Source organism: Mesorhizobium sp. HAY1-8B, assembly GCF_056868045.1.
On sequence record NZ_CP200321.1, the window covers coordinates 121,683 to 139,855 of the forward strand.

At 61.7% G+C, this 18,173-nt stretch carries 16 protein-coding genes and 1 tRNA gene; 15 read left to right on the forward strand and 2 right to left on the reverse strand.

All coding sequences use genetic code 11. The features are described from left to right. The first annotated feature begins 32 nt into the window (after positions 1-32). The 4 genes from AC1VON_RS00610 to AC1VON_RS00625 all read left to right on the forward strand — a co-directional run bounded on the left by AC1VON_RS00610 (position 33) and on the right by AC1VON_RS00625 (position 4,026). On the forward strand, positions 33-950 hold the full coding sequence (locus AC1VON_RS00610; protein WP_483119984.1) for a site-specific tyrosine recombinase XerD: 918 nt from the start codon (positions 33-35) through the stop codon (positions 948-950). Between the two features lie 98 nt (positions 951-1,048). Continuing rightward, on the forward strand, positions 1,049-1,999 hold the full coding sequence (locus tag AC1VON_RS00615; protein ID WP_140608701.1) for an acetyl-CoA carboxylase carboxyltransferase subunit alpha: 951 nt from the start codon (positions 1,049-1,051) through the stop codon (positions 1,997-1,999). A 444-nt stretch (positions 2,000-2,443) separates the two neighbouring features. Next, entirely contained in the window at positions 2,444-3,775 is a 1,332-nt protein-coding gene (locus AC1VON_RS00620) for a L,D-transpeptidase family protein (RefSeq protein ID WP_483119986.1), read from the forward strand. Between the two features lie 8 nt (positions 3,776-3,783). After that, positions 3,784-4,026 carry a sulfurtransferase TusA family protein gene (locus tag AC1VON_RS00625; RefSeq protein WP_172348362.1) on the forward strand — a complete coding sequence of 81 codons (243 nt, stop codon included), beginning with the start codon at positions 3,784-3,786 and terminating at the stop codon, positions 4,024-4,026. A 4-nt stretch (positions 4,027-4,030) separates the two neighbouring features. Here the strand turns inward: AC1VON_RS00625 and AC1VON_RS00630 are convergent, their stop codons facing one another. Both AC1VON_RS00630 and AC1VON_RS00635 read right to left on the reverse strand, forming a co-directional pair. After that, positions 4,031-5,134 carry a CobW family GTP-binding protein gene (locus AC1VON_RS00630; RefSeq protein ID WP_483119988.1) on the reverse strand — a complete coding sequence of 368 codons (1,104 nt, stop codon included), beginning with the start codon at positions 5,132-5,134 and terminating at the stop codon, positions 4,031-4,033. A 4-nt stretch (positions 5,135-5,138) separates the two neighbouring features. Further along, the gene (locus tag AC1VON_RS00635) at positions 5,139-6,305 is read right to left on the reverse strand and encodes a D-alanyl-D-alanine carboxypeptidase family protein (RefSeq protein WP_483119990.1); all 1,167 of its coding nucleotides are present in this window, start codon (positions 6,303-6,305) and stop codon (positions 5,139-5,141) included. Between the two features lie 273 nt (positions 6,306-6,578). Between AC1VON_RS00635 and AC1VON_RS00640 the strand changes: the two genes are divergently transcribed. The 11 genes from AC1VON_RS00640 (at position 6,579) to AC1VON_RS00690 (ending at position 18,064) form a co-directional block, all read left to right on the forward strand. After that, positions 6,579-7,742, forward strand: a complete 1,164-nt coding sequence (locus tag AC1VON_RS00640; protein WP_172348358.1) for a M20 aminoacylase family protein — start codon at positions 6,579-6,581, stop codon at positions 7,740-7,742. An 85-nt stretch (positions 7,743-7,827) separates the two neighbouring features. Continuing rightward, positions 7,828-7,904, forward strand: a tRNA-Arg gene (locus AC1VON_RS00645). 582 nt (positions 7,905-8,486) lie between these two features. Further along, the gene (locus AC1VON_RS00650; protein ID WP_246740896.1) at positions 8,487-9,371 is read left to right on the forward strand and encodes a DeoR/GlpR family DNA-binding transcription regulator; all 885 of its coding nucleotides are present in this window, start codon (positions 8,487-8,489) and stop codon (positions 9,369-9,371) included. Between the two features lies 1 nt (position 9,372). Further along, positions 9,373-10,467 (forward strand): four-carbon acid sugar kinase family protein, encoded by a 1,095-nt coding sequence (locus AC1VON_RS00655; protein ID WP_483119992.1) that lies wholly within the window; start codon positions 9,373-9,375, stop codon positions 10,465-10,467. 226 nt (positions 10,468-10,693) lie between these two features. Then, positions 10,694-11,725, forward strand: a complete 1,032-nt coding sequence (pdxA, locus tag AC1VON_RS00660; RefSeq protein ID WP_483119994.1) for a 4-hydroxythreonine-4-phosphate dehydrogenase PdxA — start codon at positions 10,694-10,696, stop codon at positions 11,723-11,725. Between the two features lie 124 nt (positions 11,726-11,849). Further along, entirely contained in the window at positions 11,850-12,128 is a 279-nt protein-coding gene (locus AC1VON_RS00665) for an ABC transporter permease subunit (protein ID WP_483126252.1), read from the forward strand. 105 nt (positions 12,129-12,233) lie between these two features. Beyond that, a complete protein-coding gene (locus tag AC1VON_RS00670; protein WP_483119996.1) occupies positions 12,234-13,379 on the forward strand; it encodes a sugar ABC transporter substrate-binding protein in 1,146 nt (381 codons plus the stop codon). Positions 13,380-13,439: 60 nt separating this feature from the next. Continuing rightward, complete coding sequence (locus tag AC1VON_RS00675; RefSeq protein ID WP_483119998.1) at positions 13,440-14,963, forward strand: sugar ABC transporter ATP-binding protein; 1,524 nt, start codon at positions 13,440-13,442, stop codon at positions 14,961-14,963. A 53-nt stretch (positions 14,964-15,016) separates the two neighbouring features. After that, positions 15,017-15,922 (forward strand): ABC transporter permease, encoded by a 906-nt coding sequence (locus AC1VON_RS00680; RefSeq protein WP_483120000.1) that lies wholly within the window; start codon positions 15,017-15,019, stop codon positions 15,920-15,922. Then, complete coding sequence (locus tag AC1VON_RS00685) at positions 15,922-16,917, forward strand: ABC transporter permease (protein ID WP_483120002.1); 996 nt, start codon at positions 15,922-15,924, stop codon at positions 16,915-16,917. Before AC1VON_RS00680 ends, AC1VON_RS00685 begins: the two co-directional genes overlap by 1 nt. Before the next feature lie 238 nt (positions 16,918-17,155). Further along, a complete protein-coding gene (locus tag AC1VON_RS00690) occupies positions 17,156-18,064 on the forward strand; it encodes an SMP-30/gluconolactonase/LRE family protein (protein ID WP_483120004.1) in 909 nt (302 codons plus the stop codon). Positions 18,065-18,173: the final 109 nt, after the last annotated feature.

Consider the following 18,173-nt stretch of genomic DNA (forward strand, 5'->3'; position numbering starts at 1 on the left):
AGAAAAATTGACCCGAGGAAACTGATCCTAGGATGAACAGCGCCGCCCGCATCGAGGCCTTCCTGGAAATGATGAGCGCCGAGCGGGGCGCTGCCGAAAACACGCTTTCCTCCTACCGGCGCGACCTCGAAGACGCTTCGGGCGAGATCGATGGCGGACTTGCCGGTGCGGCCGTCGCCGATATCCGCGCCTATCTCGACGATATCGCCGCGCGCGGCTTCGCGCCGACCTCGCAAGCGCGCAAACTGTCGGCGATCCGCCAATTCTTCAAATTCCTCTATGCCGAGGGTCTGCGCGGCGACGACCCGACCGGCACGCTGGACAGCCCGAAAAAGGGCCGGCCCCTGCCCAAGACGATGAGCGAGGCCGAGACCGGCCGGCTGATCGACCGTGCCGCGCAGGAAGCCGCCGACGCCGGGCTCGGCAATGGTGACCGGCTGGCGGCCCTGCGCCTGCATGCGCTGGTCGAAGTGCTTTACGCCACGGGCTTGCGCGTGTCCGAGCTTGTCGGCCTGCCGGTGACGGTGGCGCAGCGCGACGACCGTTTCTTCATGGTGCGCGGCAAGGGCGACAAGGAGCGCATGGTGCCGCTGTCGGCCAAGGCGCGCGCGGCGATGCGGACCTGGCTAGCCGCCCGGGCCGGGGTGCCGGCCTTCGCCGACAGCCCGTTCCTGTTTCCGGCCGCATCGGACAGCGGCTACCTCTCGCGCCAGGTCTTTGCCCGCGACCTGAAAGGACTGGCAGCGCGAGCCGGCATCGCTTCGGGCAAGATATCGCCGCATGTGCTGCGTCATGCTTTCGCCAGCCATCTCCTGCAGAATGGTGCCGATCTCAGGGCGGTGCAGCAGCTGCTCGGTCATGCCGACATATCGACGACACAGATTTACACCCATGTGCTGGAGGAGCGGCTGGTGCGGCTGGTCAACGATCATCATCCGCTTGCCGACTAGGCCTCATATCGCTATGTGAGGACAACATTTCACCGCCCGGAACCTTGGTTTCAAGGGTTCCGCGGTCCTTGCCTTCCGACGTATCGGTCCGCTCAAGCATGTACAACTATCTCGATTTCGAAAAGCCCGTGCAGGATCTTGAACTCAAGATCCTCGAGCTCAAGAAGCTCGCCGAGAACGGCGAGGCGGTCGATGTCGCCGATGAGATCACCAGGCTCGAGAAGCGTTCGCGCGACGCGCTGCGCGATCTCTACAAGGCACTGACGCCGTGGCAGAAGGTGCAGGTGGCGCGCCATTCCGACAGGCCGCACTGCGTCGACTACATCAAGGGCCTGTTCAGCGACTTCACGCCGCTCGCCGGTGACCGCAATTTCGGCGAGGACCAGGCGATTGTCGGCGGCTTTGCCCGCTTCCGCGGCGAGCCCGTCGCGATCATCGGCCAGGAAAAGGGCTCCGACACGACAAGCCGCCTGAAGCACAATTTCGGCTCGGTGCGTCCCGAGGGTTACCGCAAGGCCGTGCGGCTGATGGAACTCGCCGACCGCTTCAAGATCCCGCTCCTGACGCTGGTCGACACGGCGGGTGCCTACCCCGGCGTCGGTGCCGAGGAGCGCGGTCAGGCCGAAGCCATAGCCCGCTCGACCTCGGCCTGCCTTGCGCTGAAAGTGCCGTCGATTTCGGTGGTCATCGGCGAAGGCGGTTCGGGCGGCGCCATCGCGATCGCCACCGCCAACCGCGTCTACATGCTCGAGCACGCCATCTATTCGGTGATTTCGCCGGAAGGCGCCGCCTCGATCCTGTGGCGCGACACGACGCGGTCCAAGGACGCTGCGACCAACATGAAGATCACCGCGCAGGATCTTCTGGAACTGAAGATCATCGACGCCATCATCCCCGAGCCGATGGGCGGCGCCCAGCGCGCGCCCGAAAAGGTGATTGCCGCGACCGGCGACCTCATCGCCAAGACGATGAAGGAATTCGCCGGCGCCAACACCGATTTCCGCGAACAGCGCCGCGAGAAATACCTGGCCATGGGCCGCAGCCTCTAGGGGACTGGGTCACGATGGACACCCTGATTTAACGGCGGCTAATTAAGCTTGTCGTTTTACGGGGATCCGAGATGAAAAATACGAGGGACCGACGCTGGTCAAAGCGGCCCGACTACAAGCACTAGCGGCGCAACAGGCGAGTTCCCAACCGCCAGTGGACATAACGAAGGCGGCAGCGTTACCTGGTCCCCGGCAAATCCGGATCTGTCAAAACGTGTGATCGCCTTGGGATTGCCCCGGCCACCACACGGCAAAGTGGCGGGAAGGCACGATTCCGCCACAAAAATGCCGTCGCATTCGGTTCAATGAAATTGCCGCGAGGCGTTGGCCGAGGCTTGCGGTAAGGAATTTTCAAGGTTAACGGGCTTACGGTCCGTGGGTGTTCAGCATGCGGGCCCGGCATTTTGAAGCCATTGGCCCGAGGGAAAAGACATAGCCGTATCCATGTTTGCCAAGCTCGCCCGCACCGGAGTCCTCATCACCTCGATAGCCATCGCCGGCTGCAATGATTCGTCGATGAAGGACTTTGCCCCGGAAGCCAACAAGCCGCTGCCGGACAAAATACTGGCCGACATGAGGGCCAAGGGGATGGTGCGCACCTCTTCGGTGATGGCGCGCATCTTCAAGGAAGAGGGCAAGCTGGAGATCTGGAAGGCCAAGACCGATGGCCGCTACGGTCTCGTCGCTTCCTATGACATCTGCAAATGGTCGGGCAAGCTCGGCCCCAAATACACCGAGGGCGACCGCCAGGCGCCTGAGGGCTTCTACACGGTGCGTCCGTCGCAGATGAATCCCAGGTCGAACTATCACCTGTCCTTCAACATAGGCTTTCCCAACGCCTATGACCGTGCCAACGGTCGCACGGGTCAGAACCTGATGGTGCACGGCGCCTGCTCGTCGTCGGGCTGCTACTCGATGACCGACGCGCAGATCGAGCAGATCTATGCCTTCGGCCGCGACGCCTTCCAGGGCGGCCAGACCGAATTCCAGATCCAGGCCTTCCCGTTCCGCATGACCGCCGCCAACATGGCGCGTTATCGCAACGACCCGAACTATGAATTCTGGAAGATGCTGAAGGTCGGCTACGACAATTTCGAGATTACCAAGGTGCCGCCGAAGGTCGACGTCTGCGAAAAGCGCTACGTCTTCAACCAGGTCGCCGCCGACGGCCAGACATTCGATCCGACCGGACCGTGCCCGGCGACCACCCAGCCGGATTCGCTGAAGAGCGCCTACAACGCCTACCAGAGCACCTACGACGCTGCATTCAACGGCGCGCTCAAGGCCAGCGTGCCGCCGCCCAAGCCGACCATTGCAGGCATCAAGGAAGCCAGCATCGTTTCGGATTGGTCGAAGCGCCGGGCGCGCGGCGAGCGCGTGCCGATCGATCCGCCATCGCTCAATTCCGACGGCTCGGTGACCGAGACGGCGCGCATGGGTCGTATCGATTCGCCGGCCGGCCGCAAGATGGCGGCATTGGATGCCGAGAAAGCCGCCAAGCAGAAGGCCGAGGAGCAGCGGCTGGCGGCCATAGAGGCCGCCAAGCAAGCCAAGGAAGCCGCCAAGGCCCAGGCGCTGGCCGAAAAGGAAGCTGCCAAGGCGCAAGCCGTTGCTGCAAAGGAAGCGGCCAAGGCCGCGAAGGAAGCCCCTGTCGCCACCGCCACCATCGCGGCCCCCACGGATGTCGCGCCGGTCGCCGAAACGCAGGCCGCGAGCGCTGATGAAAGCCGGGTGACAAAGCTGAAGAACAAGCTGCTCGGCATGTTCGGCGGCTGAGCTTAATCTTGACCGCGGATACCGCCAGCTATGACCTCAAGGGCCTGAACTGCCCGCTTCCCGTGCTCAAGGCGAAAAAGCGCCTGGCCGGGATGGAGCCCGGCAGTCGACTCTGGCTCGAAACCACCGATCCGCTGGCCGTCATCGACATACCGGCATTCTGTGCCGACAGCGGCCATCATCTGGTGGAAACGTCGGCCGTTTCCGGCGGTCATCGCTTCCTGGTCGAGCGCGGCGAACAGCGATCGTAGAAATTCAAAGCCCGGCGATCGCCAGCGGGTTGTTTTCCAGCGCCGCGCGGTCGGGCGTATCGATCGACGGCCGGTTGGTGAAGGCGGCAAACAGCCGGCGCACATAGTCTTCGGGCATATCGAGCGTGATCAGCACCAGCCGTGTGCCGCGCTGGCCGTCGGGCCAGGCCGGCAGCCGTGCCGGCGGATGCAGGATCTTCTGCACGCCGTGGATGACCAGCGGGCGTGACGGATCCTCCCTGAGTTCGATCACGCCCTTCATGCGCAGCAGCTTTTCGCCATGCGTCGAACGCAACAGGTCGAGAAACATTTCTATCGCCGAAAACGGCACCGGACCATCATGGACGAGCGAATAGGAGCGCACGCGGGAATCGTGGCGATGGTCATGATCATGACTGTGATCGTGGTCATGACCGTGATGATGGTGCTCATGCGCCGCTTCCTCGCCGAGCCATCGCCGCACGTCGGCGGATTTGGTGGCGGGATTGTAGAGGCCACAATCAAACAGCGCCGCCACGCCTGTTGCTGAATTGCCGGCGTCAAGCAGCTCGGCGCCCGGATTGATCTGCCGCAGGCGTGCCCGCAGCGTTTCGAGGTCACCCGGATCGGTGACCAGGTCGGCCTTGCTCAGCACGATGCGGTCGGCGACGGCGACCTGCTTGACCGCCTCTACATGGGCATCGAGCGTGGCATTGCCATTGACCGCATCGACCAGCGTGATGACACCGTCGAGCCGAAAAGCCTGGACGAGCGCTGGATGCGCCATGATCGACTGCAGCACCGGCGCCGGGTCGGCAAGCCCCGTTGTCTCGACGATGACGCGGGCAAGCCGGGCGATGCGGCCGGTCTGCAGCCGGTCGACGAGGTCGGCCAGCGTGTCGACCAGTTCGCCGCGCACGGTGCAGCACAGGCAGCCGTCCGAAAGCTGGATGATGCCGTCGGAAGACTGCTCGACCAGCAGATGGTCGATCGCCACTTCGCCATACTCGTTGATGATGACCGCCGTATCGGCCAGCGCCGGATCTTTCAGGAGCCGGTTGAGCAATGTCGTCTTGCCGGCGCCGAGGAAGCCGGTCAGCACCGAGACAGGGATCGGGAATCCGCTCATCAGGTTAGTTCGCGACCTTGACCGGCTGATCGCCTTGCGCGGCGGAACCGGCAACGGCCGGACCGGCGCCGGTCGGCGCTGGCCGATCCGGCCGCCAGCTCGGGATCGGCACGTCGGCATATTCCTGGCCGCCCTGGTCGAGCATCGCCTTCGGCGCCGGACCTGTGGCGCCGCCGAGGCCGACGGCGACCAGCGTCGGCACATGGTCGAGCTTTTCCTGGTAGGGCGATTTCGGCACGTCCTTTGCGGCGGCGGCCGGCGGCGCCTCGGACTGCTCCTCCGGCGTCTTTTTCTTGCAGACCTCGTCATGCATGTCGTTGGGCGAGACCGTGTCACCGTAGGGCGCCAGCGTCGCGACAGTGGCCGAACCGGCGGCTTGGGTGTCAAATCCCTGGTCGAGCAGTCTTGCCGCGGTCTCGGCACGGCTGACCGCCGATTTCTCGCCAAGCACAACCGCGACCAGCGTACGCCCATTGCGCGTCGCCGAACCGATCATGTTGAAGCCGGAGGGGCAGACAAAACCCGTCTTCATGCCATCGGCGCCGGGATAGCGGCCGATCAGGAGATTGTAGTTCGGGATCGCCTTCTTGCCGACCGCGAGCCCTTCGATGGAGAACCACGGCGCATATTGCGGGAACTCGTGGCGGATCGCCATCACCAGCACCGAAAGGTCGCGCGCCGTGGTGTACTGGTCGGGCGAGTAGAGGCCGTTCGGATTGACGAAATGGGTGCCGTTCATGCCGAGCCGGGTCGCCTCGGCATTCATCCTCTCGGCGAAGGCGGCCTGCGAGCCGCCGACATTCTCGCCGACCGCCATGGCGATGTCGTTGGCCGATTTGACCAGCATCATCTTCAGCGCGTTGTCGAGCCGCATCACCGAGCCTGGCTTGAAACCCATCTTGCTCGGCGGTTCGCCGGCGGAGTGCTTGGTCACCTTGATCGGCGAATCAAGCTGGACTTCGCCGGCCGCGATCGCCCGGAAGGTCACGTAGGCGGTCATCAGCTTGCTGAGCGAGGCCGGATACCAGCGCTTGAACGCATCCTGATGCTGCAGGATCTGGCCATTCTTCAGGTCGAAGACAACCACCGGATTGGCCAGCGCCGGCCCGGCCAGGACCGAGAGCGCGATTGCGCCGGCCGAGAATAGTTTGAGGAAATGCCTGTGCCGCATGATCGAATCCGAAATCGCCTCTTGCCCTGATCGCCCCTGGCTCCGTAAGATTTCGTTACGTGATCGCCAGCATAAGGAGTCCGTCCCTCAAAAAACGGACCGCATCGTTGCGGTGCTATTTACCCTATGTGACGCCAACATGGCAAAGCACCTGACAATCACAATTGCAAAACACCCGGCACAATTGCAAAACGGGCACAATTGCAGAACACTGGGCCCAGTTGCAAAACACCAGGCTGAAGCCGGCTGCTCCAACCACGAAATGGAACCATCATGCCAATCCTGAACCGCGCCGCTGAAATGCAGGACGAAGTTGCCGGCTGGCGTCGGCACCTGCACCAGACGCCGGAGCTCAATTTCGACGTCTTCAAGACGGCCGCCTTCGTCACCGAAAAGCTGAAGGAGTTCGGTTGTGACGATGTGGTCACCGGCCTCGGCAAGACCGGCGTCGTCGGCATCATCCGCGGCCGCCAGGGCGAAGGCGCCACCATCGGCCTGCGCGCCGACATGGACGCGCTGCCGCTCAACGAGATCACCGGCAAGGCCTATGCGTCTACCGTTCCCGGCAAGATGCATGCCTGCGGCCATGACGGCCACACGGCGATGCTGCTGGGCGCCGCCAAATATCTCGCCGAGACGCGCAATTTCGCCGGCTCCGTGGCCGTGATCTTCCAGCCCGCGGAGGAAGGCGGCGGCGGCGGCAATGAGATGGTCAAGGACGGCATGATGGAGCGCTTCGACATTGTAAAAGTGTTCGGCATGCACAACATGCCGGGACTGCCTGTCGGCCAGTTCGCCATCCGGCCGGGCCCGATCATGGCGGCGACGGCCGAATTCACCATCACCGTGAAAGGCCGCGGCGGCCACGCCGCGATGCCGCATGGCACGATCGACCCGATCGTCATCGCCAGCCAGCTGGTCGGCGCGCTGCAGACGATTGCCTCGCGCAGCACCGATCCGGTCGAGGCCGTGGTGGTGTCGGTGACCAAGTTCCATGCAGGCGACGCTTACAACATCATTCCCGAATCGGCCGAGATCGCCGGCACAGTGCGCACCTTGCGCAAGGAGATCGCCAAGAAGTCCGAAGAGCGCATCCGCACCATCTGCGACGGACTGGCGACTGCTTTCGGCGCCAAGATCGAGGTCGACTACCAGGCAAATTACCCGGTCACCTTCAACCACGCCGAAGAGACGGTGTTTGCCAGCGACGTTGCGGCAAACGTCGCCGGCGACAGCCATGTCCACCGCAGCATCCAGCCGGTGATGGGCGGCGAGGATTTCTCCTACATGCTGGAAGCCCGCCCCGGCGCCTTCATCTTCATCGGCAATGGCGACACCGCCGGTCTTCACAACCCAGCCTACGATTTCAACGACGAAGCCATCCCGCACGGCATGAGCTACTGGGTGAAACTGGCGGAAACCGCGCTGGCCGCTTGAGGCCCGCCGCGCAAGGAGCCGGCCGAATTGCATGCGGCCGGCCTCTTGGCGAAACGATCCGAAGCGGCTATGTGTCTGGCCGCGTGGTCCCGTAGCTCAGTAGGATAGAGCGGCAGATTCCTAATCTGTAGGTCACAGGTTCGATTCCTGTCGGGATCACCAATTAAATCAAATGGTTGGAAGGTCGGTGCCGTACTTTTCCCGGCGCCAGCGCCGCTGTATCTCGCGCGTGAGATGGCCGCCTCCTCACTTGGGGCGCGCCCGAAGGTCTTGCCGTCCCCAGGCCGTGCTTTGTTCTCGTCATCGATCACCTTCATCTCGATGCGGAATAGCGGATAGTCCCGCCTCCCCTGGCCATCGAGCCCGGCTTTGCCCGTAAGCGTCTCATATTGCGGCTTCAGTGTGCAGAGCGTGCCGACAGGCGACATCTCCATCATGCACCACCCCGTGGATGACCTGGGAGAGCTATTCTTGACCAATCAAGGGGATGTTGCGGAGAAGGGTGGCGAGAAGGAACGCGCCGCCTTTAGGCCGCTTGTTAGACGGTTTGACCAAAATTGCTCGCTTGTTAACCGCCAAATGACGATATCTGTTTCCCAGGTTCAGTCAAAATCAGCCAATAATGATAGGAATCACGCATCAGGGTGACAAATCATTGGGCTAGCCCGAGGGATTCGTGATATTCGCGACACAGAGTGCGCTGTGAATCAGGTGAGCGCGTCGCGACCATGCGGAGATACGAACGTGGCAAGGAATGTCCGAAAATCAACAGCGGAGGACGTGGCGCCTGTCGTGTCCGCCGGGGCATGGGAGGACGATGGCGGACGCGGGCGGGTCGATCTGATTCCGGCCAAGCGTCACGCCTTCATCCTCGAATGCCTTAAACGAGAAGGAGCCGTCGGCGTTCAGGAACTCATCGATCTCATCGGCGCCTCGCCTTCGACGATCCGGCGCGATCTCGAGACGCTTGAACGGCAAGGAGCGTTGGAGCGGACGCATGGCGGCGCAATGCTTCAGCGCACGGAACTGGCCACATTCGAGCCGGATCTCGCCACTGCAGCGCAATTCGCCAGAGCCGAGAAAGAGGCCATAGGCGCCGCCATGATGTCGGAACTTCGAGCCGGACAGAGCGTCATTTTCGACGCAAGCACGACCGTTCTGGAAGTCGCCCGCGCTATCGCCGCGGCGCCTATCCCGCTTACGGCTGTCACCAACAGCCTTGCGATCGCGCAGATACTTGCACCTGTGCCGGGAGTGCGTCTCGTGATGCCCGGAGGCACCTGCAAGCCTGGTTCGCTTACTCTGATCGGCCAGCCTGGCGAGAATTTCCTGCGGACCATTCACGCCGATGTGGCCATTCTGGGCACTCATGCCATCACCGGAGACATGCTCACGGAGACCTCGCTGGAGGTTGCGGCAATGAAGCAGGCGATGATTGCGGCGGCGCGTCGTGTCGTCGTGCTTGCCGACCATTCGAAGTTCACTGTCCCCAATTTTTGCACGATCTGCCGTCTGACCGAGATCCACCAGATCATTACCGACGAGGGCATCGATCCGGCTCACCTCACCAATCTTCGGACGCTCGATGTAGACGTCAAGGTCGTGCGCGTCAGCCGTTCGGGTTGTTAAGTTGAGCACTCCTGAGGTTACGGATATCCGGGTCGTCGCGGACGACTTGACCGGCGCCCTGGATAGCGCGGTTTCCTTTGCATCACCTGGGAGTGGCATTGGGGTAAGCTGGCAGCTAGACCGTACGTTTGCGGGACGTATGGCTATCGACACCGCCACCCGAGAGGGGCCTGCGGCGACGGCGGTCGAGCGACACCGGGCGCTTGCGCCATGGCTCGCCGGCGGACAGTTGAGTTTCAAGAAGATCGACAGCCTTTTGCGCGGCCACGTCATCGCTGAAATTGAGGCCTGCATCGTCAACGGAACGTACCAGCGGGTTGTCATCGCACCTGCGTTCCCATTTCAGCGACGCGCCACGCGCCTTGGGCGGCAATGGCGGCTTGATCAAACTGAAATGGTAGGTCCCGACCTGGTCGCCGGTCTAGGCCAGCGCTTCGCGGCTGGGCGTTCGGCACCAGGGTCGCAACCAGTTGATTTCATCACACTCTACGATGCCGAAACGAATGCGGACCTGGACAAGATCGTCGCGACCGTGCCGAAGCAAGCGACATTGTGGGTCGGCACTGGCGGCTTGGCGGCGGCACTCGCACGGCACATGAATGTGCCGCACAAGCCTGTTCCTGCGTTTTCCGATCCATTTCTGGCTCTTGTCGGCACAAATCATGAGGTCACGGCGGGACAGGTAGCCCTCTTTGCAGCCAGGCATGCGGATGCGCATGTGGTCGTGGAGCACGATATCGACAAAACGAGAAGGCGTTTGGCGAAAAGGATGATGCGCGGGGAGCCGTCGGTCGTCAGTGTCGTTGCATCGGGTGATCGCCACGCCGCGGCAGCCCATATCGGCAAGGTGTTTGCCTCGCTTCTCGCAGGCTTGCCCAAGCCCGGCACGTTACTCGTCACCGGCGGTGAAACATTGCGATCGGTGTGCGACAGCCTGGGCGTCATCGAACTGACGGTCGAATGCGAGATCGAGCCAGGGCTTCCGGTCTCCAGAGTCAAAGGTGGTGTTTTCGAGGGGCTGGCCACCATTTCGAAATCCGGCGCATTCGGCGACAGCGCCCTGCTCTGCAGGCTCGCGGCCCTCGCGCATCGCTGATCAAGACGATCTGCGGCCAAAAGCACCGACGGGTCCGTCTCCGCCGGTCAAATGACGTCAAACGATATTTCAAGAGCCTGACACCTCGGATCGCACGCCACAGAGAGGCAGGCGAAGAGGCGATTCTCACGTTCGCATGATTACGGATGACCGAAAAAGAAAACTATTGCACGTCGATGGTTGAAAGGATTACAAGATGACCACAATTGACCGATTAGAGGCGTTTATGTCTGGTCCAAGACTCGGCATCACAATGGGTGATCCTGCGGGCATCGGCCCTGAGATCATTGCAAAAGCATGCGCAAGGCTGAAACCGCGGCTTGCCGACGGATCATTGTCGCTTCTCATTATCGGCAGCGTCACCGCGATGCGCGCTATGGAGTCCATTTCAGGACATATCGAGCTGGAAGAACCGTCAGCTTCGGCAACGGGGACCTTTCCGCCCGTGGCCATTCTTGAGGCTGGACCGGAGCGGACCCCCATTGAGACAGGCGTCATGTCGGCTGAAGGCGGGCGCCTCGCCTATCTGGCGATCGAAAAAGCTGTACGCCTGGCGCAGGCCGGTTCAATCGCAGGTATCGTTACGGCTCCTCTCAACAAGGAAGCGCTCAATCTGGCCGGCTATCATTATGCCGGTCACACCGACATGCTGGCGGAACTGACAGGCGCCCGCGATTCCGTGATGATGCTTGCCCATGGCGATTTCCGCGTCAGCCATGTCTCGACCCACGTAGCGCTGGCCCAGGTTCCGTCGAAACTGACCGAGCCTCGGCTGCGGCGGGTCATCCAGTTGACGGTCGAGGCGTTGCGCGTCCTCGGCATTGCCCATCCCCGCATTGCGATTGCCGCGCTCAACCCGCACGCTGGTGAGGGCGGCATTTTCGGTCGCGAGGACATCGACATCACGACCCCGATCGTGGCCTCCTACACCTCTGCGGATTTTACGGTGGTTGGGCCCGTTCCGGGCGATACGGTTTTCGTCAAGTTGCGCGCCCGCCAGTATGACGCGGTGGTCGCGATGTATCACGATCAAGGCCATGTCCCGGTGAAGCTGCTCGGCTTCAACGTCGATCCCGCGACCGGTGAGTGGAAAGCGCTCTCCGGTGTCAATGTCACGCTCGGCCTTCCGATCATCCGCACCTCCGTCGACCACGGCACGGCCTTCGACATTGCCGGCAAGGGCATCGCCAATGAGGACAGTCTGATCGAGGCGATCGAGTTCGCGGTCCAGATGGCTGCGGCGAAATCCAACCCTTAGCGTCGGCACGCCTGCAACGCACGCAAAAGCGATCGAACCATGGCAGCAGAAGACAATAAATCCTATCTCATGCTGATTGACGGGAAGTTTGTCACCGGCGAAGCCGGTATGCGCCCGGTGATCAATCTGCACGACCGCATCCCTTGCGGGCCTGATGCTCGCGGCCCGCTCCACGGCAGGCAATCCCAGCCTGGCAACGGGTCTCGAACTGGACGTGATCGGGGCCGTGATCATAGGCGGGACAAGTCTCTTTGGCGGTTATGGATCAATCGTCGGTTCGGTCGTCGGTGCGATCTTCATAGGCATTCTCGGGTTTGGTCTTCTCGTGCTCGGTCTTTCGGCCAGCATCCGGGAGGTCATCAAGGGAGCCATCATCATTGCCGTCTCGTTGAACCGGCGTTGATGGCAGCAGGACCGATGATCCGACCATATGCGCCCATCTCAGGAATTTGGCCTCCGCAACGGCAACTGCGGCGGAGGAAAGCTCACATCAATTTGAAAGCCGGCGGTGGTCGCCGGACAACGGGAGGAAAGTGAAATGAAAAGACATATGACGCTTCTGATGATGGGCGCCCTTGCAGCATCCACCGCAACGCTCACAAGCGCCCGGGCGCAGGACACCTACAAGCCGGACTGCTATGCTCCTGCACCGGACAGTGCTTCGGTGATCTCCTATCCGAAGAAGTCCGGGCCTTATAAAATTGCCTTGGTCAACGGCTATGTCGGCAATGACTGGCGTGCCAACTCCATCCAGACCGCAAAAGCCTGGGGCGCGCGTCCTGAGAATAAGTCCAAGCTGTCCGACCTGAAGATCATATCGGTGGGCAACGATTCCACGGCGCAGATCTCCGCGATCGACAATTTCATCGCCGCCGGCTACGACGCCGTGATCATCAATGCCGTCAATCCCACCGCCTTCGACGCAGTCGTGAGGCGTGCCAAGCAAGCTGGCGTGGTGCTGGTTACCTATGACAACGTCCTCGACTCCAACCAGGTCGTGCAGATCAATGAAGATCAGGTCGAGCTGGGCCGGATCAAGGCGCAGGCCGTGGTTGATGGCATCAAGGCCAAGAAAGGCAATGTTTCGGGTCAGGTTCTGGAAATCGATGGCGTCCCCGGCAACAGCGTCGACCGCGACAACCAGGCGGGCTTCAGCGAGGTCTTCTCCAAGTACCCCGATCTGAAGACGGTCAAGGTCGAAGGCGACTGGGACGTGGGTAAGGCGTCGAAGGTAACGTCCGACGCCATCGCCACCAACGGCAATTTTGACGGCATCGTTGTCCAGGAGGGCTCCGTTGGCGCGCTTGAGGCGATGGCCGCGGCCAAGCACCCCGTGGTCCCGGTCGGCGTCGATGCCGGCAACGGCACGCGGATGCTGGTCAGCAAGGGCAAGTATCCGGGGACTACCGCCGCTCAGGCGCCGGCGCTGGCCGCCATGGCGCTGGAGGCCTCGGTCGTGCTGCTGGAGGGCAATGCGCTGCCGCAGAAGGTTTTCCTGCCAATCCCGCACAAGGACAACGCGGACCTGACAGAGGGCAAGGATTTCTTTCCCAACCTGCCCAAGACCTTCTACACGGCCACCGGTTTTCCGCAGTGCTTCCCCGTGTTCACGCCCGATGAGCTGAACGGCCAGACGGCCGATAACTCCAACTAGGCAATCACACAGGAGCCTGGCCGGCGTCTGCGCCGGCCAGGTCGACGGCAGGGAGCGCGCATGGCCGACCGCTATGTTGAACTGAAATCGGTGTCGAAATCCTATGGTGGCGTTCCAGCCTTGACCATGGTGGATTTCCGCTGCGAGCCAGGACGCGTGCACGCCATTCTCGGCGAAAATGGCGCCGGCAAATCGACGCTGATGAAATTGTTGGCCGGTGTCATCCAGCCGGATACGGGAACGATCTCCATCGGCGGGCAGACGGTGCAATTTTCCTCGCCGCGCGAGGCGGCCGAACAGGGCACGGTCTGCATGTTCCAGGAACTGTCGCTGATGCCGCACCTTTCGGTCGGCGACAATATCGTGCTTGCCGCGCCCCGCACCCGGATGGGATTGATGCAGCGCGGTGTTTATCGTGAGGCGCGCGCGGCGCTGGATCTGGTAGGGGCCAAGTCGATCCCGCTCGGCGCCCGAGTCTCCGGCCTGTCGCTGTCCGAACGCCAGCTTGTGGAAATCGCCAAGGCCGTGTTCCGCAAGCCCAAGCTTCTTATCCTTGACGAGGCAACCTCGGCGTTGACCAGCGAACTCGTCGAAACGGTGTTCGGTGTCCTCAGAATGCTGAAGGAGCAGGGCGTCGCCATCCTTTTCATCTCGCATCGCATGCACGAGGTCGAGGCCATCGCCGACCGCATTTCCGTCTTCCGCAACGGCAAGCATATCGAGACCTTCGACGTTGGCGCACGCACGACCGATGAGATCGTCGGCCTGATGATTGGCCGCTCGCTGGAGGAGCTGTTTCCGCCGCGCCGCCCGCCTGTGCCCGACACGGCGCCGATCGTTCTGGATGTGTCCAACGTCAGTTGGCAAAACCAGCTTGTCGACGTGTCGATCGCCGCTCGCGCCGGCGAAATCGTCGGGCTTGGCGGTTTGGATGCCCAGGGCCAGCAGCAGATCATGCATGCCGTCTTCGGTGTGCTGCGCGGAGTGACGGGCCGCATCACGTTGAATGGCAAGCGACTGAATGGTTTGCAGCCGCCAAGGGTGAAACAATCCGATGTCGGTCTGGCGCTCGTGCCCGAGGATCGCAAGACCGAGGGGCTGATCCCCGGCATGTCGGTAGCGCAGAACCTGCGCTTGGCAGTTCTTGGGCGCGCGCCCTTCGGCCTGCTCGACCTGAACGGCGGTAACGAGGCCCGGCTTCAAGGCCTGATCGAACGGCTGGCATTGACCTACGGTTCGCTCGATGATCCCGTCGCGACGCTCTCGGGCGGCAACCAGCAAAAGGTGGTGCTGGCCAAATGGCTGGTGCTGTCGCCCAAATGTCTGCTGCTGATGGACCCGACGCGCGGCATCGACCTGCCGACCAAGGCCCAGATCTACAGGCTGCTCACTGACCTGGCGGCCGAGGGAATGGCAGTGATCCTGCAATCGACCGATTATGAGGAACTTATCCACTTGTGCGATCGGGTCTATGTCTTCTACCGGGGCAGTGTGGCCAGGGAACTAAAGGGCGACACCCTGTCCGCCGATGCGCTCATCGCCGCCTCGATGAACGTGCACCTTCACGCTGAGGCCCGAGCATGATGTCCTGGCTTCGCCAAAATGCCAAGGAAGCGATTGCCGCGCTCGCGCTGATAGTGCTTTTCGCCGGCTATATGGTCGTCCATCCGCGCGGCTTTTCAACCTATGTGGTTACAATCTGGTCGAACCAGGGGGCACTGCTTGGGCTTGCCGCGATCGCTCAGTTCTTTGTGGTTCTGGTCAAGGGAATCGACCTGTCGGTAGGATCCATTATTGCACTGACCAACGTGGTGGCGTCGTTCCTTCTAAACGGATCTCCGACCTCGATCGCCCTTGGGATGATTGCAGTGCTGGCCGTCGGGGTGGCATGTGGGCTGGTGAACGGGATCGCGGTTGTCTATGGCCGGGTGCAGCCAATCGTCGCCACCCTTGCGACGGGTGGCATCTTCGGCGGCATCGCTCTGCTTTTGCGGCCTACGCCCGGAGGCAGCATCGATGAGACGATGTCGGACGCGCTCACCTATGCAGTTGCGGACGTTCCGGTCTCGGCGATGATTCTTGTCGTCGTTCTTGTCGCACTGATGGTCTTTCTGCGCCGGTCGGCCCTCGGCCTCGGCCTCTATGCTGTCGGATCGTCTGAACAGTCGGCTTACATGACCGGCCTTCGCGTAAACCGGCTCAAGCTCATCGCCTACGGCAGCAGCGGCTTCATCGCGGCCCTTGCCGGCATCTATGTCAGCATGGTCACGCTTACTGGCGATCCCAATATCGCGCCGTCCTACACGCTGAATTCGATCGGCGCCATCGTGTTGGGCGGAGTGGCGCTGAGCGGTGGCGTCGGCAACCCCATCGGTGCCGTTATCGGCGCCTTGATCCTCAAGACAATCTCGTCGCTGATGTTCTTCTCCGGGCTGCCGCCATTGGCGCAGCCGTTCTTCGAGGGATTGATCCTCGCAACTGCAATTGCACTGGGCGCGCTCGGCGTTTTCCGGGTGCGCAGCCGGCTTGAGTTGTACCGCTGATGACTGATGCAACCGCACGACGCGCCGCACCCTACAAATCCCGCCGCTGGTTAAGCCGGGACCATGTGTCCGTCCTGCTGATTGGGCTGGGCTGCATCGCCCTGCTCTTGGGTGGCTCGCTATTGTATCCTGGCTTCCTGAAGCCCAGCTACATTCTACAACAGCTTCAGATCGCCGCCTTTCTTGGTATCATCGCCACCGGTGCCATGCTGGTGATCCTGCTTGGCGAGATCGACCTTTCGGTGCCCTGGACGATCACAGGCACGGCGATTGTTGTCATCTCGGCCTCTGGCAGTTCCAATCCCGTGATCGCCGGCCTGGCAATTCCACTGGGCCTGTGCTTTGGCATGGTTATTGGGCTCTTGAACGCCATCGGTGTTGCTATCTTTCGGGTACCCGCGATGGTCTGGACGCTGGCGGTGAACGCCATGCTGCTTGGCGCCACGGTTTTCTACACCGGCAACAGCCGTCCCAACGGTGAGGTTCCCTGGCTGGCGACACAGGCGGCGATCGGTCGGACCTTCGGCATCCCCAACGCCTTTCTCGTATGGCTGGGAGTTGCCGTGATCACAGTCTGGGTGCTCCGGCGTACCGTCTATGGCAACTACCTCTATGCACTGGGTAATTCGCGACGTGCGGTGTTCCTTGCCGGGGCGCGGGTCCGCCTGGTGACAGTGGCAACCTTCGTCCTTGCCGGAGCGTTTTCCAGTTTCGGCGCTATCCTGCTGCTGGGCTACACCAACCAGGCCTATCAGGGCATGGGCGACCCCTATCTCATGCCGGTCATCTCGGCTGTGGTGGTCGGAGGAACCTCCATTCAAGGCGGTCGGGGGAACTATGTCGGCACCTTCGCCGGCGCGATCTTCATCACGCTTCTGTCGTCGATCCTTTCGGTGATGCAGATGCCCGCCGCCGCGCGCGAGATGATCTTCGGCGCGATCATCCTGGTCATGCTGCTGATTCACGGTCTCAGCGCCAAGAACAAGGATATCTGAAGCTGTTGGCGGACCTGTCAATGAGGCGTCATACATCTCTTCAGCACCCCGAGGCACTTAGCTCTGCGATGGGATGCGACGTCCGCGGCTATCGGGCCTTCATTGCCCATAATGCCGACGGGGCCGAGCGCGAGCTGCGCAGGCGTTTACGCGACGTTGAAACGCTCTATCGGGCCATGTGCAAGCCCGAAGGAACCGGCCGATCGGCAAGGCAACCCAGCAAGCAAGGCACCTGAAGATGACATACTACGAGGTTCTTGATCGTCGCTTCCACGACTTCATTATCCCGTTGTGCAAACTCGAAAAACTTCACACTGGAATGCGCTGGGCCGAAGGGCCCGTGTATTTCGCCGATGGGCGCTTTCTGCTCTTCAGCGACATTCCCAACAACAGGATGCTGAAGTGGGATGAAGTGACGGGTGATGTTTCCACTTTCCGCTATCCTTCGAATTTTTCCAACGGCAATACGCGCGACCGGCGGGGACGCCTCGTCAGTTGCGAACATGGGGAACGGCGCGTCACGCGTACTGAATATGATGGCAGTATCACCGTCCTGGCCGATCGGTTCGAGGGCAAGCGTCTCAATTCGCCCAACGATGTGGTGGTCAGATCTGACGATACTGTCTGGTTTACCGATCCGCCCTACGGTATCCTGAGCAACTATGAGGGCTACAAGGCGCCCAGTGAGATCGGAGCCTGGAACGTCTACCGCCTTGATCCCAAGTCAGGTACGCTATCGGTAGTTGCCGGCGACTTCGACAAGCCGAACGGCCTTGCCTTTTCCCCGGATGAGACACAGCTCTATGTCGCCGACAGCGGCCGTTCCCATGGCTGGGATAAGCCGCACCATATCCGCCGCTTCGATGTGGACGAACACGGCCGCCTTTCGGGCGGCAGCGTCTTTGCCGAGATCGATCCCGGCATCCCTGATGGGTTTCGTATCGATGTTGACGGCAATTTATGGGTGTCGGCAGGCGATGGCGTTCATTGCTTTGCGTCGGACGGTACGCTTCTTGGCAAGATTCTTGTCCCGGAGACTGTCGCCAATGTGTGCTTTGGCGGACCTCATCGAAATCGCCTGTTCATCACTGCCGACAGTTCGCTTTATGCCGTCTATCTCAATACGGCCGGATTGCATTTCTGCTGAGCAAGGAAATTTCCATGCTCCCGGATGCATCGCCGATGATGCGGACCGTTGGCGCATCCATAGCTGGCGCGGGCATGAGATAGGCATTGCAAAGTGGATTGGGCGAAAC